The sequence below is a fragment of the Roseateles sp. P5_E1 genome (assembly GCF_054049335.1).
This window is the reverse complement of record NZ_JBFUMN010000027.1, coordinates 49,712-71,131: the sequence shown is the minus strand read 5'-3', so window position 1 is coordinate 71,131 and position 21,420 is coordinate 49,712. Positions and strand designations below refer to the sequence as shown.

At 66.9% G+C, this 21,420-nt stretch carries 22 protein-coding genes; 11 read left to right on the top strand and 11 right to left on the bottom strand.

The features are described from left to right. The first annotated feature begins 132 nt into the window (after positions 1-132). Complete coding sequence (gene gntR / locus ACXJKJ_RS19210; protein WP_457391667.1) at positions 133-1,173, top strand: HTH-type transcriptional regulator GntR; 1,041 nt, start codon at positions 133-135, stop codon at positions 1,171-1,173. 26 nt (positions 1,174-1,199) lie between these two features. On the opposite strand, the gene ACXJKJ_RS19205 is transcribed toward gntR, so the two are convergent. Then, complete coding sequence (locus tag ACXJKJ_RS19205) at positions 1,200-2,102, bottom strand: LysR family transcriptional regulator (RefSeq protein WP_457391665.1); 903 nt, start codon at positions 2,100-2,102, stop codon at positions 1,200-1,202. Between the two features lie 125 nt (positions 2,103-2,227). Between ACXJKJ_RS19205 and ACXJKJ_RS19200 the strand changes: the two genes are divergently transcribed. The 4 genes from ACXJKJ_RS19200 (at position 2,228) to ACXJKJ_RS19185 (ending at position 4,696) form a co-directional block, all read left to right on the top strand. After that, positions 2,228-2,671: a VOC family protein gene (locus ACXJKJ_RS19200; RefSeq protein ID WP_457391664.1), complete on the top strand. Its 444-nt coding sequence runs from the start codon at positions 2,228-2,230 to the stop codon at positions 2,669-2,671. 32 nt (positions 2,672-2,703) lie between these two features. After that, positions 2,704-3,594 carry an amino acid ABC transporter substrate-binding protein gene (locus ACXJKJ_RS19195; RefSeq protein WP_457391662.1) on the top strand — a complete coding sequence of 297 codons (891 nt, stop codon included), beginning with the start codon at positions 2,704-2,706 and terminating at the stop codon, positions 3,592-3,594. A 59-nt stretch (positions 3,595-3,653) separates the two neighbouring features. Next, positions 3,654-4,232: a flavin reductase family protein gene (locus tag ACXJKJ_RS19190; protein ID WP_457391661.1), complete on the top strand. Its 579-nt coding sequence runs from the start codon at positions 3,654-3,656 to the stop codon at positions 4,230-4,232. Positions 4,233-4,312: 80 nt separating this feature from the next. After that, positions 4,313-4,696 carry a nuclear transport factor 2 family protein gene (locus tag ACXJKJ_RS19185; RefSeq protein WP_457391659.1) on the top strand — a complete coding sequence of 128 codons (384 nt, stop codon included), beginning with the start codon at positions 4,313-4,315 and terminating at the stop codon, positions 4,694-4,696. A gap of 51 nt (positions 4,697-4,747) precedes the next feature. On the opposite strand, the gene ACXJKJ_RS19180 is transcribed toward ACXJKJ_RS19185, so the two are convergent. The 7 genes from ACXJKJ_RS19180 to ACXJKJ_RS19150 all read right to left on the bottom strand — a co-directional run bounded on the left by ACXJKJ_RS19180 (position 4,748) and on the right by ACXJKJ_RS19150 (position 12,346). Continuing rightward, complete coding sequence (locus ACXJKJ_RS19180; RefSeq protein ID WP_457391658.1) at positions 4,748-7,093, bottom strand: GH36-type glycosyl hydrolase domain-containing protein; 2,346 nt, start codon at positions 7,091-7,093, stop codon at positions 4,748-4,750. A gap of 5 nt (positions 7,094-7,098) precedes the next feature. Next, entirely contained in the window at positions 7,099-8,454 is a 1,356-nt protein-coding gene (locus ACXJKJ_RS19175; protein ID WP_457391657.1) for an MFS transporter, read from the bottom strand. Further along, positions 8,451-8,960: a gluconokinase gene (locus tag ACXJKJ_RS19170; protein ID WP_235531901.1), complete on the bottom strand. Its 510-nt coding sequence runs from the start codon at positions 8,958-8,960 to the stop codon at positions 8,451-8,453. The genes ACXJKJ_RS19175 and ACXJKJ_RS19170 overlap by 4 nt, the downstream gene beginning before the upstream one ends. A 105-nt stretch (positions 8,961-9,065) precedes the next feature. Further along, positions 9,066-9,794 (bottom strand): LytR/AlgR family response regulator transcription factor, encoded by a 729-nt coding sequence (locus tag ACXJKJ_RS19165; RefSeq protein ID WP_457391655.1) that lies wholly within the window; start codon positions 9,792-9,794, stop codon positions 9,066-9,068. Continuing rightward, positions 9,791-10,855, bottom strand: coding sequence for a sensor histidine kinase (locus tag ACXJKJ_RS19160; RefSeq protein WP_457391654.1), 1,065 nt, complete (start codon positions 10,853-10,855; stop codon positions 9,791-9,793). The genes ACXJKJ_RS19165 and ACXJKJ_RS19160 overlap by 4 nt, the downstream gene beginning before the upstream one ends. Position 10,856: 1 nt before the next feature. Continuing rightward, positions 10,857-11,585 (bottom strand): LiaI-LiaF-like domain-containing protein, encoded by a 729-nt coding sequence (locus ACXJKJ_RS19155; RefSeq protein ID WP_457391652.1) that lies wholly within the window; start codon positions 11,583-11,585, stop codon positions 10,857-10,859. Between the two features lie 206 nt (positions 11,586-11,791). Beyond that, positions 11,792-12,346 carry a phasin family protein gene (locus ACXJKJ_RS19150; RefSeq protein WP_457325672.1) on the bottom strand — a complete coding sequence of 185 codons (555 nt, stop codon included), beginning with the start codon at positions 12,344-12,346 and terminating at the stop codon, positions 11,792-11,794. 170 nt (positions 12,347-12,516) lie between these two features. On the opposite strand from ACXJKJ_RS19150, the gene ACXJKJ_RS19145 reads away from it, so the two are divergent. Next, positions 12,517-13,455, top strand: a complete 939-nt coding sequence (locus tag ACXJKJ_RS19145) for a histone deacetylase family protein (protein WP_457391651.1) — start codon at positions 12,517-12,519, stop codon at positions 13,453-13,455. Here the strand turns inward: ACXJKJ_RS19145 and ACXJKJ_RS19140 are convergent. Beyond that, on the bottom strand, positions 13,433-14,968 hold the full coding sequence (locus ACXJKJ_RS19140) for a methyl-accepting chemotaxis protein (protein ID WP_457391649.1): 1,536 nt from the start codon (positions 14,966-14,968) through the stop codon (positions 13,433-13,435). The genes ACXJKJ_RS19145 and ACXJKJ_RS19140 overlap by 23 nt on opposite strands. 69 nt (positions 14,969-15,037) lie before the next feature. Continuing rightward, positions 15,038-15,499 carry a cache domain-containing protein gene (locus ACXJKJ_RS19135; RefSeq protein WP_056194935.1) on the bottom strand — a complete coding sequence of 154 codons (462 nt, stop codon included), beginning with the start codon at positions 15,497-15,499 and terminating at the stop codon, positions 15,038-15,040. Positions 15,500-15,635: 136 nt separating this feature from the next. Between ACXJKJ_RS19135 and ACXJKJ_RS19130 the strand changes: the two genes are divergently transcribed. From ACXJKJ_RS19130 to ACXJKJ_RS19110, 5 genes are read left to right on the top strand one after another with little or no spacing between them, the layout of a single operon-like run. After that, on the top strand, positions 15,636-16,076 hold the full coding sequence (locus tag ACXJKJ_RS19130; RefSeq protein ID WP_056194937.1) for an acyl-CoA thioesterase: 441 nt from the start codon (positions 15,636-15,638) through the stop codon (positions 16,074-16,076). Then, positions 16,073-16,783, top strand: a complete 711-nt coding sequence (locus tag ACXJKJ_RS19125; RefSeq protein WP_457391647.1) for a nitroreductase — start codon at positions 16,073-16,075, stop codon at positions 16,781-16,783. The genes ACXJKJ_RS19130 and ACXJKJ_RS19125 overlap by 4 nt, the downstream gene beginning before the upstream one ends. After that, complete coding sequence (locus tag ACXJKJ_RS19120) at positions 16,780-18,105, top strand: sodium:proton antiporter (RefSeq protein WP_457391646.1); 1,326 nt, start codon at positions 16,780-16,782, stop codon at positions 18,103-18,105. The genes ACXJKJ_RS19125 and ACXJKJ_RS19120 overlap by 4 nt, the downstream gene beginning before the upstream one ends. Then, on the top strand, positions 18,093-19,079 hold the full coding sequence (locus ACXJKJ_RS19115; protein WP_457391644.1) for a 2-hydroxyacid dehydrogenase: 987 nt from the start codon (positions 18,093-18,095) through the stop codon (positions 19,077-19,079). Before ACXJKJ_RS19120 ends, ACXJKJ_RS19115 begins: the two co-directional genes overlap by 13 nt. Further along, the gene (locus ACXJKJ_RS19110) at positions 19,076-19,873 is read left to right on the top strand and encodes a hypothetical protein (protein ID WP_457391643.1); all 798 of its coding nucleotides are present in this window, start codon (positions 19,076-19,078) and stop codon (positions 19,871-19,873) included. Before ACXJKJ_RS19115 ends, ACXJKJ_RS19110 begins: the two co-directional genes overlap by 4 nt. Here the strand turns inward: ACXJKJ_RS19110 and ACXJKJ_RS19105 are convergent. Next, on the bottom strand, positions 19,865-21,379 hold the full coding sequence (locus tag ACXJKJ_RS19105) for an FAD-binding oxidoreductase (RefSeq protein WP_457391641.1): 1,515 nt from the start codon (positions 21,377-21,379) through the stop codon (positions 19,865-19,867). The two genes, ACXJKJ_RS19110 and ACXJKJ_RS19105, sit on opposite strands and share 9 nt — an antisense overlap. Positions 21,380-21,420: the final 41 nt, after the last annotated feature.

The following is a 21,420-nucleotide window of genomic DNA, read 5'->3' as shown; positions in this document are numbered from 1 at the left end:
GGCTTAGGTTGAAACTCGCCCGAACACGCGATCCCCAAGGTTTGAACAGCTGCGCCGTGGGCTATCGCGTTTCGGGATTGCGCTATCCTAGGCATCGAATTCCCCCTCCGATATGGGGGATACCATGTAGAAATGCCGAGCAGCAAGACGACATCAGCCGCCTCCCCCAGACGCACCAGGGCCACCGGCCGGGTGACGCTGGCGGACGTGGCGCAGGCCGCCGGCGTCAGCCCCATCACCGTGTCGCGGGCCCTGCGTGGCGAGCGGGCGGTGGCGCAGGAGCTGTGCGAGCGCGTCCAGGCCGCCGCCACTGCGCTGGGCTACGTGCCCGATCCGGCCGCCCGCGCGCTGGCCTCCAGCCGCAGCTCCCATGTCGCGGTGCTGATCCCCAAGCTGAGCAACACGCTGTTCGTAGAGCTGCTCGACGCGGTGCAGAACAGCCTCGTGCCGGCTGGCTACCAGACGCTGATCGGCGTCACCCATTACGACGCAAGCGAAGAGGAGGCCGTGCTGCGCAGCTTTCTGGCACACCGGCCGGCCGGTCTCATCGTCACCGGCCGCGATCGCAGCCCGGCGGCGGCCGCTCTGATCGAGGGCAGCGGCGTTCCCTGCGTGCATGTGATGGAGGTGGAGCCGGGCAGCCACAGCGTGGGCTTCTCGCAACGCGATGCCGGGCGGGCCATCACGCAGCATCTGCTCGATTCGGGTCGGCGCCGCGTCGTCTACGTTGCCGCCCAGCTCGACCCACGCACCTTGGAACGCGGTGAGGGCTACAAGGAGGCGCTGGTGCAAGCCGGCCTGGGCGAGAGCGTGAACAAGGTGCTGATCGCCGAGCCCTCGTCCATGGCGCTCGGTGGCGCGATGCTGGAGCGTGTGCTGCGCGAGACGCCTGAGACCGACGCCATCTTCTTCTGCAACGACGACCTTGCGCAGGGCGCGCTGCTGGCGGCCTTGCGCCTGGGGGTGGCCGTGCCTGGCCGCGTGGCGGTGGCCGGCTTCAACGACCTGCCGGGCAGCGACCAGATGGTGCCGCCACTCACCACCGTGGCCACGCCGCGCCGTCAGATCGGCGAGCAGGCGGCGCAGATGTTGATGAAGCTGATGCGCGGCCAGCCGGTGGAGCAGCCGAACGTGGACCTGGGCTTCCAGGTCGTGCGGCGGGCGTCAACCTAAGAACGGCTCGCTGTGGCGCGGCGCCGTCACTGGCGATCTTCGACCTGGCGGAGTGCTGCGCTACCTCTGTACGCGTCGCAAATGAGCTGCGCGAGCAGCCGTGCTGGCTCGCTGAGGCTTCGGCTCGCTCGATGAACGAGGCCGATGTCGCGATGGAAGGTGTGATGCCCGAGGTCGATCGCGCGTACCGCCGCGGGCCACCTGCGATGCGTGGCGGTCTGCGGCACCAGCGCGACCCCCACCCCGTTGGCCACCAGCCGCACGATCGCATCCAGTTCGTCGAGCTCGCAAACCTGCTGCACGCTCAGGTGCGCGGCGCGCAGGAAGCGGTCGACCTGCCTCCCGCCAAACGAGGCGCRGTCATATCGGACGAACGGTTCGCTGGATAGCAGCTGGGCCCAGTCGTCGCCGGCCACGTGCCGCGGCACCAGCAGGCGAAACGGCTCGTGCGCGAGCGTGCTCCAGCGCAGGTCACTGTGCAACGAGAACGGTGGGCGAATGATCGCTGCCATGGCGATATCGCCGGCATCAACGAGGTTCAACAGTTCCATGGACAAGCCCGGAACGACTCGCGTGCGGGAGCTGGGAAGCTGCTTGTGGAACTTCCCGAGTGCGTCCGGTAGCAGCGAGCGTTGGACCGATGCAATGGCGCCGATGTTGAGCAGCACGGTCGATTGCGGCCCGGTGTTGCTGGCCCCCAGGTTGCCATAGAGCAGAAGCAGTTCCTGGGCTTGCGCCAGCATCTGCTGCCCCATGGCATTGAGACGCGCCGATCGTCCAGTCCTGTCGAAGAGCTGGAAGCCGAGCTCTGCCTCCAGCCGCTGCATCTGCGCGCTGACGGCTGCCTGCGTGAGGCCAATCTGCGCACCGGCGGCGGCAAACGTGCCCTCGCGTGCGACGGCCATCAAGGTCTTCAGTTCGCGGATCATTGACAAACAATATTTGTACTTGGTGCAAATATATATTGATTTTATTTTTCACTGGACTGCCTAGGATTCAAGCACTGAACACCACCACCGCCCCCGATCAGCAACCAAATGCCTAGACCATGACGATGCGTGCCCCCACCAAGAATCCCGACAGCCTTTCCCCGTTCCACGTCGCATTCGCGGTGCACGACATCGCCCTGGCCAGAAAGTTTTATGGAGAACTGCTCGGCTGCCCCGAAGGCCGCAGCGCGGACGATTGGGTCGATTTCAATTTCTACGGCCACCAGATCGTCGCCCACCTCGCGCCCGCTGAAACCGGTATCGCACAGCGCAATGCAGTCGATGGCCACGGCGTGCCGGTGCGCCACTTCGGGATCGTGCTGCCGATGGCCGACTRGGAGGCGGCCGCCACGCGCCTGAAGGCGGCCGGCGTCGAGTTCGTGATCGAGCCCTACATCCGCTTCAAGGGCGAACCCGGCGAGCAGGCAACGATGTTCTTCCTCGACCCGTCAGGCAATGCGCTGGAGTTCAAGGCCTTCGCCGACATCGCGATGCTGTTCGCGAAGTAGTCGGTCGCCAATCGCCAGACAGGAGCAATCAATTGAAGATTCTGGTTCTTGCCCTCATCGCCGTTGCCAGCGCTTGTGCGGCTCAAGCGGACACGCTACAGAAGATCAAGACAACGGGATCCGTGACGATGGGCGTGCGCGAATCGTCGGGCGCCTTGTCGTACACCATCGGTGGCGGGAAGTACGTCGGTTTTCACATCGACTTGTGCCATCGCGCGCTGGCCGACATCCAGAAGCAGCTTGGACTCGCAAAGCTGGACATCAAGTACCAACCCGTGTCGTCGGCCAATCGGACGCCGCTGCTGCAAAACGGTACGGTCGACATCGAATGCGGCTCAACGACCAACAACGCCGCCCGCCAACAACAGGTCGCGTTTGCCCTCACCACTTATGTTGAGGAAATCCGCATCGCCGTGAAGGCGAACTCAGGCATTCAGTCGATCAGTCAGTTGAACGGCCGCAAGGTCGCGACGACCACCGGCACGACCAGCGTGCTGCTCCTACGCAAGCACCAAAAGGCCGCGGGCGTCGAGTTCCAGGAGATCTTCGGAAAGGACCACACCGACAGCATGCTCAATCTCGATTCCGGGCGTGCCGATGCCTTCGTGATGGACGCTCAAGTGCTGGCCGGCAACATTGCCAAGTCGCGCAATCCGGCCGATTTCAGAATCGTCGGCGAGGTGCTCGGCGTGGAGCCGATCGCGATCATGATCCGCAAGGACGATCCGGCTTTCAAGCAAAGCATCGACAACACGCTGCGAGGCCTGATGAAGAGCGGCGAGATTGCGCAGCTCTACGACAAGTGGTTCATGAAGCCGATCCCGCCCACCAACACCGCCGTCAATCTGCCGGCCTCTGAAGAGACAAAGGCCGCCTGGGTGAGTCCGACCGACAAGCCCGCTGAGGACTACGCGCGTCGGTGATTCGACTTACCCGGCTCCCGGGTCGGGGTTCACTTTTCCTGCTTCCATCCAAAAGCACCATGAACGAGCATTTCCGACCGGTTGCGCTAGAGCACGCCAGCCGCCTGATCAACCACGGCCCAACCGTGCTGGTGACCAGTGCGGACGGCGAGCGCCGCAATGTGATGGCGGCCGCTTGGTCAATGCCAGTTGAATTCACACCGCCGCGCGTTGCCGTCGTCATCGACAGGCGTACTCATACGCGCGAACTCGTCACGGCCAGCGGTGCGTTCGGCCTCTGCCTTCCGGGTGCGGCGCTGGTTGACCTGACCTACGCCGTCGGCAGTGCCAGCGGCCGCGATATCGACAAGTTCGCTCGCCACGGAATCGCCGCAAGAAAAGGTCCGGCATTCGGCGTGCCGCTGATCGAGTTGGGCTGCGCCGCCTGGCTTGAATGCCGACTGATTCGCGAACCGCATACCGAGGATGCCTACGACACCTGCTTCGCGGAGGTGGTTGCGGCCGCAGCCGACGAACGCATCTTCGCGAACGGACATTGGTTGTTTCGCGATGACAACGTGGCGCTGCAGACCATCCACCACCTCGGTGGCGGCAACTTCGTGCATGCCGGCGGCGTGCTGCACGCTCAACCGCTGTAGTCGCGGGCGGCGTCGCTGCCCCGGGTTCCAACGCCGTGTCTGGAGCCCACTGAATTAGCAACCTCAACCCGGATCAAATCATGAGCAAACCTGTTTACGTCCAGGAGTACCACGCGATCGTCGAGGTGCTGAACAAGTACAACGATGGCTGCAAGCAGGCCAAGAGCAGCATCATGAAGCCCGCCTTCAGCGACCAGGCAACCATCTTTGGCCTCGGCGCGGACGGCAAGCTGTCGGGTGGTGCAATCCAGAATTTGTTCGACGGGATCGACAGTTCCTTTCGTCCTTCGCCCGAAGCGCAAGCTGCGATCGTCAGAGTCGACATCGTCGGCACCGCCGCCAGCGCCCGCGTCGACACCAATGACGTCTCCGGTTTTTGCTTCACCGATTTCTTCCATCTGCTGAAGGTCGATGGAAAGTGGATCGTGATCAGCAAGATCTACCACACGCACGTCGCCCCCTGAGCATCACGGAACCTGCTCGACCATCAGCGACTTGATGCGCCTCCAGCGAAATCACGTCTTGGAGCGGTTCCCCAGCTCAACGTCGAGCCGGTACTCGCGCCCGGCTTCGATATTGCGCACCAAGTCATCGGCCAACGGTTGACCATCAAGATGGATGCAAGCCGTGCCCGTGCGGCGCACCCGCAGCTTGAAGCGCGCACCGCGGAACTCGCGCTCGGCGTTGAGATGGTCCCAGCCGTCGGGCAGTTGCGGCCTCACTGACAGCCCCTGCGCGTGGCCACGCAGCCCGCACAAGCCTTCGATGACGCAGCGGTAGGCCCAGGCCGCCGTGCCGGTGTTGAAGAGCTGGCTGGAGCGTCCTGCGGTGCGCGGGTATTGCTGGTGGGCGCCGCGGTAGTAGTTGGGGATGAAGACGGGCAACTGGCCGCGCTGCAAATAGTCGGCCTCGTCAGGGCCCGGAACCATTCGGCGCAGCGCGCTGTAGGCGCGGTCGCCCTCGCCGGCGTCGTACAGCGCATGCACATAGAAGCTGGCCGCGTGGTTGTAGACGGCGCCGTTCTCGGCCGAGCCCGGGTGCTTTTGCGTCACGCGGCCTACGTCGTCGCGCATGTGGGAGTAGGGCGGGTTGAACATGGCCACACCGTGCGGCGTGTCGAGCTGGGCCTCGATGGCGGCCAGCATCTTCACACGCTGCTCCTTGCTCGCCGCGCCACTGAGCATGGCCCAGGACTGCGGGTTCAGGTAGATGCGGCCTTCGGTGTCGGCGCTGACGCCGAAGATCACATCGTCATCAGTAATGCCGCGTGCGAACCAGGCGCCATCCCACAGATGACGGTTGGCGGCGGCATTCAGGTTCTCGACCGCAGCCTGCAAGCGCGCGGCTTGGTCGGAGCGGCCGGCGCTGGCGCAGATACCGCCCCACAGCCGCATCGCATAGGCGGCCGCAACAGTGAGCCAGCCCGACACGCCGCGGCCCTTGTAGCCCACCATGTTCATCGGGTCGCACCAGTCGCCCTGGGCGATGAAACTCAGGCCGCGGGCGTCGCGGTCCTGCTGCAGCCAGGCCATGGCGGCGTCCAGCCGTTCGGCGACGGTGAGGTCGTTCACCACTACATCCAACAGCGCGAAGTCGCCCGTCTCGTCCAGGTAGGCCTGCAGGCACACGGGCAGCCAAACGCAGTGGTCGGTGTGCGGCACCTGGTTGATGTACTTCAGCTCGGCGCCTTCGATGAGCAGGATGCCGTCCGGCATGGAGCCGTTGGCGGCCTGTTGGCTCAGCGCATGCAACAGTGCGCCGCGCGTGACGCTCGGCGCGATATAGGCCATGCCGAGGTTGTCCTGCAGGTAGTTGCGCGTCTGCGGGTCGGTGCTGAGCCGGTTCACGTCGCCGTGATAGAAAACCTGGCGCGGCAGCCAGTGATTGACGAAGCGGTCGAAGTCGGCATCGGGTGTCTTGATGCGCAGGCAGCCGCGGCCGCTGTCGATGTAGTCGGCATAGGCAGCGTGGGCGCGGGCGAAGCCGGCTTCGCTGAGGTAGGTCTCGCGCACGCTGGCGATCTCGGCGTCGTCCAGCGCAGGGCCGAAGAGGAAGCGCCAGGTCTGGCCCTCGTTGGGCTGCAGCGTCAGCCGGTACTGCACGCAGGCGGCGGGCGTTTCGTAGCGGGCGTCGCCACCGGCGAGCTGCTCGACCTGCAGCGCGCTCGGGCGGTGCAGGCCGCCTTCGCCTTCAAACGCGCTCTGGCTGGCCTCCCAGGCATCAGGTGCGCGCTCGCAGAGGAAATAGGTCTTGTCCTTGAGCTGCAGGTTCTTGAAGTAGTCCGCCACCTTCTGGTAGGGCGTCACGCTGCTGGCAACGATGCCGCCCAGGTCGGCGCGCCACTCGGCCGACTGGTTCATCCACGACATGTAGCCGATGGGAAAGTAGGGCACGACGCTGATGCGTCTCGGTTGGCCCGAGAGATTGGTGACGCGAACCTCCCACAGCTCGACGACATCGTCGGTCGGCAGCCCTAGCGTCATTTCAATGAGCAGGCCGAGGTGCTCCACCGTCCAGCTCAGGTCATGCCGGCCGACGACGAAGCTGAAGCTGTCGACCGGCGCGCGCACCGGCTCATACGGCGCCGAGAACAGCTCGCCGGTGTCCTCGTCCTTCACGTAGACGAAGCGGCCGGGGTGGTGGGCGTAGTAGGCCTGCTCCGGCTGCATGAAGGTCTTGGCCTCCAGGTTGGGCGCATGGGCGTACTTGGCCGGCTCGGGCTGCATGAACTGCGCGGTGGCGTAGCCGCGGCAGGTCACCTGGATCATCATGCGGCGGTTCCACAGGAAGCCGGCGGCCTGGGGCAGGGCGGTGGGGCTGGTGAGCTCGCAGCGCTCGCCGTCATCGAGGTGTCGCAGCATGGGCGTCAGACCGGTGAAGTGGAGAACTTGCGCGCGGCCAGGTCGGCCTGGATGCGCGCCATGGTGGGGTTGTCCAGCGTGTAGAAGACCATGATGACGGCGGCCAGCAGCGTGAAGCCGGCCGGGATCACGGACATCAGCCAGACGATGCCGGCCTGGGAGTCGGCCGATTGCACCGCGTTGGGCACATAGCCCAGCGCCGTGAACAGCGTGCCGATGACGCCGACGGCGACAGCCGTGCCGAGCTTCTGCGCGAACGAGCTGGCCGCGAAGGTCATGCCCGTCGCGCGGCGGCCGTTGCGCCATTCGTTGAAGTCGGCCGAATCGGCCAGCATCGAAAAGGACAGCGGCGATTTCGGGCCGAGGACGAGACCGAGCGCGATCTGCAGCGCATACATCAGCGCGATCTGATCGGCGTCGACGAACAGGAAGGCCATCGACAGCACGGTGGAAGCGAGCATCAACCCGATCAGCAGCTTGCGCTTGTCGATGAAGCGAGTGAGGAAGGGCGTGCACGCCGTGCCGGCCGCCGCGGCCAGCAGGTAGGCCGGCATGAAGGTGGCCAGAAGCTCGGGCCGGTTGACCACGTACTTGAAGTAGTAGGCCGCGCTGGTCATGCGCAGCGTGATGCTGAGCATGATGATCAGCGCCAGGAAGAACAGCAGGATCCAGGGCAGGTTGCTGCGCAGGTCGGCCAGGTCCTGGCGCACGCTGGAGGGCTCGGCCTGTACCGGCTGGACGCGCTCGGTCGTCGCGCTGAAGGTGAAGGCGAAGATCAGCGCGGCGGCAACGCCCCAGAACACCATGGTCAGCGTCCAGCCCAGGGCTGGGTCGCCACCACCGAACCAGCCCACCAGCCGGGGCGACACGGCCGTGACGAGGGTGCCGCCCGCGAAGCCGCAGACGAAACGGGACGCGTTGACAGCATTGCGCTCCCGCGCGTCGCCCGAGATCACCCCCGACAAGGCGCTGTAGGGCAGGTTGACGCTGGTGTAGACCGTCATCAAGAGCAGGTAGGTCACGTAGGCCCACACCAGCTTGCCCGTGGGGCCGAAGTCGGGCGTGGAATAGGTCAGCACACCGATCACCGCCAGCGGCACCGGCATGAAGAGCAGATAGGGCCGGAACTTGCCCCAGCGCGTCTGCGTGCGGTCGGCGAAGGCGCCGATCATGGGGTCGGTGAAGGCGTTGAAGATCTTGATGACGAACAACATCGTCGCGGCGGCGGCTGCGGTGATGCCGAACACGTCGGTGTAGAAGATCAGCAGGAAGGTCGAGATGTTGGTCCAGTAGAAGTTGAACCCCATGTCGCCCAGGCCGTAGCCGACGATCTCGCGCCGAGTGAGCGGGCGCGCGCTCATGCTGTGCTCTGCAACCAGGCGAACACCTGCGCCTGCAACTGGTCCAGCGGGGCGAGTGCATCTAGGTGCAGCACGCCCGGCTCGCCGACGGGCGACTCCAGCGTCTCGAACTGGCTGTCGACCAGGCTGACGGAGAAGAAATGGCCGCCGCGTGCCTCGATGCGACGGCGGGCCTCGGCCCGGTCGACATCCAGGAAGGCGAAGCGCAGGCCCGGTGAGGCTTGGCGGAGCTGGTCACGGTAGCGGCGCTTGAGCGCTGAGCATGCGGCCATGGCGCCTAGCGGGTGACAACGCAGTTGCTCGCACAGCGCGGCGAGCCACCCGGCGCGGTCATCGTCGGTCAGCGGCTGGCCCTGGGCCATCTTGCGGCGGTTGGCCTCGCTGTGGAAGTCGTCGCCCTCCAGCCAGACACGGCCGGCTCTTTGGGCGACGGCAGCGCCCAGCGCGGATTTACCGCTGCCGGCGACGCCCATGAAGACGAGGGATTCGGGCGCAAGGTGGGTCATGGGGCGCGAGCGAGAGCGGATCTGAGGGCTTTGGATAGCGCTATCCTAATGTCAATGCCGCCTATGACGCTCCGTGTTTTCCCGCCGCAGCCTTCGCGCCGAGCGTCAGAGTACCGCGCGCAGCCTGTCGTAGCCGCTGCGGCTGACGGGAATGCGCTTGCCATTCCTCATGCGCGCGACGTGGGCGTCGCTGTCCGTCTTCTCCAGAGCCTGCAGCGCCGTGAGGTTGATGATGAAGGAGCGGTGCACGCGCACGAAGCGGCTGGGGTCGAGCTGGGCTTCCAGGTCCGAGATGCGCTGGGCTTTCAGGTGGTCACGGCCGGCGCTGTGGAAGGCGACGTTGTCGGCCTGAGCCTCGATGTAGTCGATGGCGTCGACCGCCAGCACCTGCATGCCCCCGCTGCGCTCGGCGTCGCGTACGAGCACACGGCTCAGCGCCTGGGGCGAGACGAGTTTGTCCAGTCCGGGCTGAGCCTGACCAAGCAGGCGGCGCGCGCGTGTCAGCGCGGTGTCGAAGCGCGTCTGGTTGAAGGGCTTGAGCAGATAGTCCACCGCATGCAGCTCGAAGGCGCGCATGGCGTGCTGGTCATGCGCCGTCGTGAAGATGACACCGTCGCGCCGGCCGGTCAGCTCCAGCACTTCGAGGCCCGTCAGGCGCGGCATCTGGATGTCGAGAAAGACGAGATCGGGCTTGAGCTCGGTGATGGCGCGGGCGGCATCCAGGCCGTTCTCGGCTTCGACGGCGACGGTGATGTCGGCGTGGGCTTTCAGGAACTCGCGCAGCAGGCGGCGGGCCAGGGGTTCGTCGTCGGCAATGAGGGCTTGCAGCGTCATGGAGTCTCGTTCTCGAAGGGAATGCTGATCTCAACCGCGAAGCCCTCGCGCGTCGCGCCCCAGCTCACACGGGCACGGTCGCGGTACTGCGCGGCCAGCCGCTCGCGCAGATGGCGCAGGCCTTGGCCCATGCCGGGTTCTCGCGATGGTTCTGCGGGCACGGGATTGCGCACGGCCAGGTGCAACCAGCCGTCGCGCACCAAGGCCTGGATCTGCAGCAGGCCGCCGCCGTCCAACGCGCGCAGGCCGTGCTTGAGGGCGTTCTCGACCAGGGGCTGCAGCGTCAGCGGCGGCAGCAGGGCGGCCAGGGTCTCGGGCGGCGCATCAATGGCGCTGCGCAGCTTGTCGCCCAGGCGTTGGCGCTCGATGGCGAGGTAATGGCCGATGAGGTCGAGCTCGTCCTCCAGGCGGATGCGCTCGCGGCCGGCCAGCGCCAGGGTCTGCCGGAAGAACTGGGCCAGGTCGATGCTCATCTGCCGCGCGCCAGCGGGGTCGAAGCTGGTCAGCGCGCTGATGGAGTTCAGGCTGTTGAAGAGGAAATGCGGGTCGATCTGCAGGCGCAGCAGCTGCAGCTCCATGTCGCGGGCCAGCAGCCGCGCCTCGGCCTCGCGGGTGGCGGAGGCTTGCGCGGATTCGACGGCCAGCAGCAGGTCGTGGGCCAGCACCGACAGCGTCAGCAGGATGAGATTGGCCAGCAGCAAGAAGCCCCAGGTCGCCGGGGTCATCGTGACCAGGCCGGCCGGGCGGCCGAGGGCGAGGCCCGCTGCATTCCAGCCTGCCGCGAGTGCGAGCGCCGCGCCGCCGAGCAGCAGCACGGCCGCAATCCGTGCAGCCAGTGCCCGCGGCCAGCGGCCGGCACCGAAGGGCTGGCTGCGGCAGAGGTGATACAGCGACAGTGCGACAAAGCTCAGCACTGTGCTCAGCGGCAGCGCCCAGGCCAAGGCCCAGGCGAAGTCGACCGGGCCTTGCCTGCCCAGCAGCGCGGCCAGCGCCGTGCCGGCCAACGCGGCGGCCAGCAGGCAGGCGGCCAGGCCGCGCCGGTGCACCAGCAGCGGGTGCACTTCAGTTCTTGACTTCGACGCCGCCGAACATCGCGTCGCCCCGCAGCACGAGGCGTTGCGTCGGGTTCATGGGCGGCACCGTACGGTCCTCCACGCCGCCCAGCGTTGGCGCGATGTCGACAATGACTTGCCAGTCGCGCGGCACGCGCAGCTCGACACCGCTGAAGCGGGCCGAGATCTCGAGCACGGCCTCAGGGCCCTCGATCGCGGCCTGGCGCAGGTCGAGCTCGACGCCGCCGAAGGTCACGTCGATGCGGCCGCCCTTGAAGGCGCGCGAATCGTTTTGCTGGCGGATGGCGCTGAAGCTGGCGTCGATGGCAATGCGGTCGCCGTGCTCGAGCGTCGACGGCGTGTCGGCGCAAGCCCCTGCTCCGCGGTAGCGCGGGAACATGCCACGCGCCAGGATGGACAGGCCAGCCAGGATGATGAAGACGGGCCACCAGTCGCGCAGCCGGATGGTGACGAGGTCCAGGTTCTGTGCGGTCATCACGGCGCCGACGATGACCAGGGCGATGCCGAACAGCCAGTTGCCCGCGTGGCGTGGCCAGACGATGCGACTCAGCCCGAACAGCACCAGGGCCAGCGGCCAGAAGGTGCGCAGCAGCGGCATGCCGAAGACATGGAGGTTGTCCAGCAGGGCCAGCGTGCCGATGCCGATAACGCCCAGCCCGAAGACGACGCGGTGTGCCGGGTGGTACGGCGGGCGATGGCGGATGCGGTTGGGTCTCATGGTGCGGTTCTCGACTTGCGATGGCATGAGTAGACACGCCCGTCGCAACCGGCGAGCCGCCGAATCGGCGAATCGACGCCAGCCGGCGACGAATCAACAGCCGGGTTCGCGAATGTCGGAAAGGAGAAAGCCCGGTGCACTTGCGCCGGGCAAAGAAAAAGCCCGGTGCGGGTGCACCGGGCTTTCGGGAGGCGAGAGCCTGAGGATCAGGCGGCGCGCTTGGCGGCGCGGGTCGCGGTCTGCGTGGCCTTGACGGCTTGGCTGGTCGCGGCCTGGAAGTTGGACTCGGCCACTTCAACGGCTTGCTTGGTGGCCTTCTGGACCGACTCGAAAGCGTTGTTGGCGGCAGCGACAGCCGACTTCACCAGGGCGACGGCGTTCTCGGTGCCGGCCGGGGCGTTCTTGGCGGCGTTGTCGACAACGGCGGTGAAGCTCTTCTGCACATCGGCGAACTTGGCTTCTGCAGCCTTGGCGACTTCGGCGCCAGTGGCAGAGGCGATGTCGTAGATGTGGCGGCTGTAGGAGGCGGCCTTCTCGGCGGTCGGCTGCAGCAGGGCGGCTTGCAGGGACAGCAGCTCTTGTGCGTCCTTGACGGACAGGGCGGCGGCGGTGGTGTCAGCGGCTTCGCTCAGCGCGGTGCGAGCGACTTGCAGGTTCAGCTCGACGAGCTTCTCGACGCCTTCGAACGCCTTGTTCGTCAGGCCGAAGAGGGTTTCGACATTGGCCTTGTGGGCGGCGAGGACTTGTTCAGCGGTCAGCATGGTGAGACTCCGATTTCAGGTGGTTGAACCGTTTGCTGTGCTTCTTTTGCTGCACTGCAACATGAACTGAATGATAGGGGCCGGGCGCCAGATTGCAAGAACTATTTTGTGCAGTGCAGCAAACTAGGGGTGTCGGGGTGTGACAAAGGTCCACGGCTATCGTGGCGGCCATGCAGGCCTTCCATTCCGATGCCCACAGCCTGGCCCTGCCGCCGGGGCACCGCTTCCCGCAATCTAAGTACCGCTTGTTACGGGAGCATTTCGAGCGCGAGCCGGGGTTGCTGCGCATGCAGCCGGCGCCGGCCGCCAGCGAGGGTGAACTGGCCCTGGCCCATACGCCGGACTATGTGGATGCGGTCCTGCTCGGTCACCTCAGCGCCGCCCAGCAGCGCGAGATCGGCTTCCCGTGGAGCCCGTCCATGGCTGAGCGTTCGCGGCGCTCGGTGGGCGCCAGCATCGCGGCCGCCCGGGCGGCCCTGGCCGAGGGTGTGGCGGCGAATATGGCGGGTGGCACCCACCATGCCTATGCCGACAAGGGCTCCGGCTATTGCGTCTTCAATGACGTCGCCGTCGCTGCGCGCTTGATGCAGGCCGAGTGGGCAAGAAGCCACCGCAGCCTGTTGCGCGTCCTCGTCATCGACCTGGACGTGCACCAGGGCAATGGCACTGCGGCCATCTTCCGCGACGACGACACGGTGTTCACCTTCTCCATGCACGGCGCGCGCAACTTCCCGTTTCGCAAGGAGGCGAGCGATCTGGACGTGGATCTGGTCGACGGCTGTGGCGATGCGGACTACCTGGCTGCGCTGGACGCGGCACTCGGCGAGGTCTGGCGTCGCATTGATCCGGGCCTGGTGTTCTATCTTGCCGGCGCCGACCCCCACGAAGGCGACCGCCTGGGCCGGTTGAAGTTGACCTATGAAGGTCTGGCCGAACGCGATCGGCGCGTACTGGCGGGCTTAAGCGAACGCCGCATCCCCGTGGCGCTGAGCATGGCCGGCGGCTACGGTCACGACCTGGCAACGACGGTCGCCGTGCAGATCAACACGCTGAATCTGGCCGCCCAGTCCTGGGCCGCCTGGGCCGCTATCGCACGCGGAACTGGCTGACCACCTGGGCCAGTCGCTGCGCCTGCTCGCGCAGCGACTCGGCCGCCGCAGCGCTTTCCTCGACGAGGGCGGCGTTCTGCTGCGTCATGTCGTCGACCTTGGTGACGGCGCTGGTGACATCGTCGATGCCGCGGCTCTGGGCGGCGGCGCTGGTGCTGATCTCGCCAATGATGTCGGTCACGCGCTGCACGGCGCCGACGATATCGGTCATCGTCGAGCCGGCGTCTTGCACCAGGCGGGCGCCGGATTGCACGCGCTCGACGCTCGCGCCGATCAGCGCCTTGATCTCCTTGGCCGCCGCCGCGCTTCTCCCCGCAAGGTTGCGCACCTCACTGGCCACCACGGCAAAGCCGCGGCCCTGCTCGCCGGCGCGGGCAGCTTCCACCGCCGCGTTCAACGCCAGGATGTTGGTCTGGAAGGCGATGTCATCGATGACGCCGATGATGTCGGCGATGCGCTTGCTGGACGCGGTGATGTCATTCATCGTGTCCACCACCTGCTGTACGACGCTGCCACCGCGGTGGGCCACGGTGGCGGCGCTGGTGGCGAGCTGGTTGGCCGTCTGCGCGCTGTCGGCGCTCTGACGCACGATGCCGGTCAGCTGTGCCATGGACGAACTGGTGGTCTCCAGGCTCGAGGCCGTCTGCTCGGTACGCTGGCTCAGGTCCTGGTTGCCCGAGGCGATCTCGGCCGACGCGGTGCGGATGGAGTCGGCCACCGTCATGACTTCGCCCACCGTCTGGCCGAGTTGCTCGCACATCTGGTTCAACGCCCGCATCAGACCGGCCAGTTCGTCGTGGCCCTGAGGCGCGGCGCGCTGGGTCAGATCACCTGCGGCGACTGATTCGGCCAGCGACAGCGAGGCGTTGACGTCGGCTGCGATCTTGCGCTGGTTGGCGAGCAGCAGGCCCATGCCGGCGCCAGCGGTCAGCAGAGAGATCAGGGCGAAGACCCAGGCGCGCTGGCGGGCCGTGGCCTGCTGGGATTCCGACGCGGCTTGCTGATCGGCCCCCATGCTCTGCACGATCTTGCCCATCAGCGTCGCGACTTCCTTGTAGCGGGCCTCGGCGTCCTGCATCGCGGCAACGCCGGTGTTGGGGTCGACCGAGGCCAGGTCGACGGCGGCGTCGGCCTTGGCCAGGTAGGCTTTCAGCAGCGGCAGGGTCGCGTTGATGTGGGCGTCGGTCTCGGCGGGCGTGGCCTCCATCTCGGCCAACGTGGTCAGCGTGCGCGTGAGGCCCTCAACCTGGGTCTTCAACTGCCCCCGCAGGGCCTTTACCTTGGCGTCGTCCAGCGAGCCGATCAAAGCGATGGTGCGATAGACGCCGCCATGCATCTCGCCCACCTGCGTCTGCACGGACACCGTGGTCATGAAGACCTCGTTGCGCTGCTGGCCGGCCTCGTTGGAGGCGACAACCCCACGCAGGGACAGCATGCTGTTGCCCAGGCCGATGGCCAGCACGACGACCAGTGCCGCCATCGGCGGCAGCAACATCTTTGAAGCCAGCTTCATCGGCAACCTTCAAGAGTAGCAACCGGCGCGAGCCGGCGGCAGGGCAGGGGACGGCCAGCCATCCGCGCTTTACTTGTAGATGCCGCCGCAGACGATGGTGTCGTCCAGTCGCTCGCAGTACATCTGCTTGGGTTCGATCTTCTTGCTCGCCGGGTTGGTGAACTTGTAGTCCTGCCAGAAACCCTTGGGGCTGGACTTGCCCAGTTCGACGCGCTCGCGGATGAAGGGCTTGCCGTCGATGTCCTTGAGGTCGATCAGATCGCGGCCGACCTGCTTCTCGTTGGCGCCGTGGGCCAGGCATTTGCCGTCCATGCCGTAGACGACGATGTAGAGGTCGGCCTTGACGAACTGCGGGTCCTTGGCCGTGATCGTGGCATAGGCCTTGTCCTTGCCGTTGGCCTTGATGAAGGTCACAGCCTTCTTGACGGTGGCGACCGCGTCATCCTTGGTCGCGTTGTCGGCCAGTGCGGCCTGGGCGCCGAAGACGGCCGCCAGTGCAAATGCAAAACTCACTACTCGGGATCGGTTCATGCGAGCTCCTTGCCAGCCGTTGTGAAATCGTTGTCTGCGGCCCAGTGTCGCTCCGGAAAAACAGATCGTGCAAGTGCATAAGCCGCAATCAGCCCCGTAAAGCGGGCCCGGCGGACGTGCATGGAAGAATGCCGCCATGACGACCCGCCCCCAGCCCGATGGCCGCGAGACATACCCCCGCTTCGTGCCGCTGACGACGCGGTGGATGGACAACGACGCCTACGGCCACTTGAACAACGTCGTCTACTACAGCCTCTTCGACACGGCCGTGAACAGCCTGCTCATCGAGGCCGGCGCGCTGGATATCCATGGCGGCGAGGTCATTGGCCTGGTCGTCGAGACGCATTGCAACTTCTTTGAGTCACTCGCCTTTCCGCAGCGCATCGAGGCCGGCGTGCGCGTGGCCCAGCAAGGACGCTCCAGCGTGCGCTACGAGATCGGCCTGTTCGCTGAAGGCGCCGCCGCGTGCGCAGCGCGGGGTCATTTCGTGCATGTCTACGTCGACCGCGTCAGCCGCCGCCCGGTGGCCGAGCTGCCGGCCTCCTATCTCCAAGCCTTGAAGACCCTGACGCCATGAGCCGTTTCGCCACGCCCACGCCCGAGCAGACCGCCGCGGTCGATGCCGCCATCAAGACCCGGCACTCGCTGCGCGCCTTCCTGCCGAAACCGGTGCCGCGCGCGACCATCGAGGACATTCTTGAGGTCGCCTCCTGGGCGCCCTCTGGCACCAACACCCAGCCGTGGCAGGTGCATGTGATGACGGGTGCGGCGCTCAAGCGCGTGGCCGGCCGCATCCAGGCCACCTATCTCGACCCCGAGCAAAACGCCGGCCACAAGGAGGAATACGCCTACTACCCCACCGAGTGGCGCAGCCCCTACATCGACCGCCGCCGCAAGGTGGGCTGGGATCTCTACGGGCTGCTGGGCATCGCCAAGACCGACAAGTCGCGCATGCAGCACCAGCATGGCCGCAACTTCATCTTCTTCGACGCGCCGGTCGGCCTGATGTTCACSATCGACCGCGTSATGCRSCAGGGCWSCTGGCTSGACTACGGCATGTTCCTGCAGAACATCATGGTCGCTGCCCGCGCGCGCGGCCTGCACACCTGCCCGCAGGCCGCGTTCACGCAGTTCCACCGCGTCATCGCCGAGGAGTTGCAATTGAGCGATGAGCAGATGGTGGTCTGCGGCATGTCCATGGGCTATGCCGACCCGGATGCCATCGAGAACAGCCTCGTCACCGAGCGCGCGCCGGTGGCCGAGTTCACGCGCTTCATCGAATGAGTTTCTCCGGCGCCGAACTCGGCCTGACCTGGGCCGCGCCGTTCGCGGGCCTGCTGTTGTCGATTGCCGTCATGCCGTTGGCCGCGCCGGCCTTCTGGCACCACCACTTCGGCAAGATCGCCGCGGGCTGGACGCTGGCCTTGCTGATCCCGTTTGCGCTCGCATTCGGGGCGGCAGAGACCGGCGGCGTGCTGGTGCACACGCTGGTCGAGGAATACCTGCCTTTCACCATCCTGCTCGGCGCGCTGTACACGACGGCCGGCGGCATCTTCATCCGCGGCAATCTGCATGGCAGCCCGGCGCTCAACTCGGGCCTGATGCTGCTGGGCGCCGCACTGGCCAGCTTCATGGGCACGACGGGCGCCTCCATGCTGCTGATCCGCCCGCTGATCCGCGCCAACGACAACCGCCGCCACAACGCCCATGTCGTCGTCTTCTTCATCTTCATCGTCAGCAACGTCGGCGGGTCGCTGACGCCGCTGGGCGACCCGCCGCTCTTTCTCGGCTTCCTGCAGGGCGTCAGCTTCTTCTGGACGGCCGGGCAACTGTGGCAGGAAACGCTGTTCCTGCTCGCTGCGCTGCTCGCCGTGTTCTGGGGCATCGACGCCTGGCTCTACCGCAAGGAAGGCATCACGCCCGCTGACCCGACACCCGACGCGCCCCGGCTGGGTCTGGAAGGCGTCATCAACCTGCTGCCGCTCGTCGTGGCCATCGGCCTGGTGCTGATGAGCGGCACCTGGAAGCCGGGCATCGTCTTCGACCTCTGGGGCACGCCGCTGCCGTTGCAAGCCCTGGTGCGCGACGTGGGCCTCGTCGTCGTGACGTTCGCGTCGCTGTGGCTGACACCGGCCGGTGTGCGCGAGAAGAACCAGTTCAGCTGGGCGCCGATGCAGGAAGTGGCCAAGCTCTTCATCGCCATCTTCCTGACCATGGTGCCCGTCATCGCCATGCTCAAGGCCGGCCCGGCCGGTGTGTTCGCGTCGCTGGCCGCCATGCTCGATTCGCCGATGGCCTATTTCTGGCTGACGGGCGGCCTGTCTTCGGTGCTGGACAACGCGCCGACCTATCTCGCCTTCTTCAACCTCGCCGGCGGCAATGCAGCCCAGCTGATGAATGAAGGTGCATCGGTGCTGGCGGCCATCTCAGGCGGCGCCGTCTTCATGGGCGCGATGACCTATATCGGCAACGCGCCCAATTTCATGGTCAAGGCCATCGCCGAGGAGCGGGGTGTCAAGATGCCGAGCTTTGGTGGCTATCTGCTCTGGTCTTGCGCGGTGCTGCTGCCGCTTCTCTTCGTGATGGGCTGGATATGGATGCGATGAAGAAAGTCCTGATCGCGCGCCGGGCGCCTGCGGCCKTCGTTGAAAAACTCGCGGCCCAATTCGACGTGGACTTCCATCAGGGCGAGGCGCCGCTGACCCCCGACGAGTTACGTGCCCGTCTGCAAGGCAAGGCCGGCGCCTATATCACCGGCACCGAGCGCATCACCGCCGAGTTGCTCGACGCCTGCCCCGATCTGCGCGCCGTCTGCACGATGAGCGTGGGCTACAACCACATCGACCTGGGCGCCAGCACGTCGCGCCGCGTCCTCGTTACCAATACGCCCGATGTGCTGACCGAATCGACGGCCGACTTCGGCTTTGCGCTCCTGATGGCCACGGCCCGGCGCATGAGCGAGGGCGAGCGCCTGCTGCGAGACGGGCGCTGGAAGAGCTGGGCCTGGGACTTCCTGGCCGGCTCAGACGTGCACGGCGCGACGCTGGGCATCCTCGGCATGGGCCGCATCGGCCAGGCCATTGCGCGGCGTGGCCGCTTCGGCTTCGGCATGAAGGTGATCTATCACAACCGTTCGCGGCTGCCGGCCGACATCGAGGCTGAACTTGGCGCAAGCTATCTGACCAAGGAAGCGCTGCTGCGCCAGGCCGATCACCTCATCCTCGTGCTGCCTTATTCGGCTGAGTCCCACCACTGCATCGCCGCGCCCGAGCTGGCGCTGATGAAGCCGACGGCGACTCTCGTCAACATCGCCCGCGGCGGCATCGTCGATGAAGATGCGCTTGCCGCGGCACTGCGCGAGAACCGTATCGCCGCTGCCGGCCTCGATGTCTTCGAGGGCGAGCCGCGTGTGAATCCGGCGCTGCTGACGCTGCCCAACGTCGTTCTCACGCCGCACATCGCCAGCGCCACCATGCCCACCCGCCTGGCCATGGCCGATCTTGCTGCCGACAACCTCGTCGCCGCGCTGACCGGTGCCAAGCCCCTCACGCCGCTGAACCCTGAAGTCATTTCCGCATGAACCGCCGCCTGATCTGCCTGCTTTCCTTGCTGCCCGCGCTGGCCTTCGGCCAGTCCATGAAGAACAAGGGTGCGCCGCCGCCACCGCCAGCGCCCGTCGTGGAAGACAAGACGCCGCGAGACCCCAACAAGTTCGCAGTCCTGTCCCTGCTGGGCGACAACGTGCAGCTCATCTCCTTGAGCCCGGCGCGTGGCGACACCGTGCAGTCCGGCGACTGGACGTCCACGCCCGCCGGGGGTTTGGACAACGCGGTGCTGCAAGCCTTGAACGGTGCCATCACGGCCTCGGCCAAAGGTCGCGAGGTCAAGCTCTACACCTCGACCACGCGCAGCCTGTTCGGCGACCCCGCTCACCTGTTCGTTGACGGCAGGCTCAGCCTGCCTGGCAAGCTCGGCGACGCGGTGCGCCAGAGCGGCGCGGCTCAGCTGCTGCTGGTCACGCGCAGCCGCCAGGAGCCGGCCCTTGCCGCGGCCTTGCCGGGCCGCATCCTTGCGACGCTGGAAGGCCCGGGCTTCGTGCTGGACCAGCGCCCCAGCGGCCAGATCAGCTTCGATGGCCAGGGCGCCCTGCCGGTGTTCGCGTCCTATGTATCCATTCGCGTCGCGCTGATCGACCTCAGCGATCTCAAGCTCAAGCGCGAGCAGTCGCTCGCCGTGGCGGCGCGCCTGCCGGTGGACCGCGAGGCCGCTGCCAACCCCTGGGCCGCCACGACGGCCGAGCAGCGCGTGAAGGCGCTGGAGGCCCTCATCGAGGCCGAACTCCCGCGCGCCGTGGCCTCTCTCGTCTCACCCTAGGTCCGGCACAGCCTTGAACACCCCGGCCGGGTCGTAGGCCTGCTTGACCTGGCGCAGCCGCGCGAGGTTGGCGCCGAAATAGGCCTCGGCCGGCCTGGCCAGCAGGCCGTTCAGATAGTTCACATAGGCACCGCCGCTGCTCCAGGCCTGCATCGTCGTGCGCATGCCGTGTGTCCAGGCCGCGGCCTCGTCCAGCGTCGCAGCCGCTGCGCTGACCGGAAACTCGGCCAGGTATTGGGCGCTGAAGAGGGCGCGGCGGTGCGCGAAGGCCGTCGCATCGGGCGCGACGCGAGCGATGGCGCCGCCCATCAGGTTGAGCAGCACGGCACCGGCGCGGCCGCTGTCACGACGCTGTTGCAGGGCCTGGCCCAGGGCGGTGACGCCGGTGGCATCCAGCGCGTTGTCGAAATAGTCCGAGCTGGCCGCCATGGCCACGCGGCCCAGCTGGCCGTTGGCGTTCTGGCTCGGCAGGTGGCACTGGGCGCGGCTCAGCGCCGCGCAACTGCCGAGCATGACGTCGCGGTAGCTGCGCGCCTGCAGCGTGGCGTCCGGCGGCGTGCGGCCGATGCGCGTGAGCAGGGCGCTCCAGTGCGGCTGCACGGTGGCCGCGTCGCCGATGGCGATGCCCCACAGATAAGCCCCCTGGCCTGACAGCGCGAGCTGGGACCAGACCGTGTCTGGCAGGGTCTGTGGCCAGGCCTGCCAGGCCGCCAGGACGGCCGGCAGTTCGCTGAGCGCGAAGCTGGCGCCGAACTGCGCCAGCGGCGCGATGGCATGCGTCTGGAAGGTCAGCGAGGTGACCAGGGCCACCTGGCCGCCGCCACCGCCACGCAGGGCCCAGAAGAGATCGGGCCGCAGCGTGTCGCTGCATTCGAGCTGCTCGCCGTTGGCCGTGATGACGCGGGCCGATAGCAGCGCGTCGCAGGTCAGGCCATAGGCGCGGTCCAGCACGCCGATGCCGCCGCCCAGTGTGATGCCGGCGATGCCGACGCTGACGCAGCTCCCCGAGGGGATGCAACGGCCGGCGGTGATGAGGCTGTCGTAGACGTCGGTGAGCTTGGCGCCGGCGCCCACGGTGGCGCGCTCCCCGTCCAGTTGCACACCGTCCATGGCGCCCACGTCGATGATCAGGCCGCTGCCGGTGCTGGCTCCGAGATAGCTGTGGCCGCCACTGCGGCCCGTGAAGACGAGCTTTTGCTGCTTGGCGAAGGCCAGGGCCGAGGCGACATCGGCGGCGCTCGCGCAGCGCGCGACGGCCAGAGGCAGCTGGCTGTCGTAGCGGGCGTTTGCGCCGCGGCGCAGGCGGTCGAAGTCGGCTTGCGTGGGCAACACCAGTTGGCCCTGCAGCTGGCGCGAGAGGCCGTCCCAGTCCAGCCCCGCCGGTGGGGCAGGCGCCGGCGCAGGAGAGGGCGCAGGTGCCGAATTCCCACCGCCGCCGCAGCCGGCCAGCCCGCCGCTCAACGCCGCCGCGCCGCCCAACCCGAGAACAAAACGTCGTCGCTCCATCGCCCGCCTGACAATGCCAATAAAAGACCAGATGCTCGACT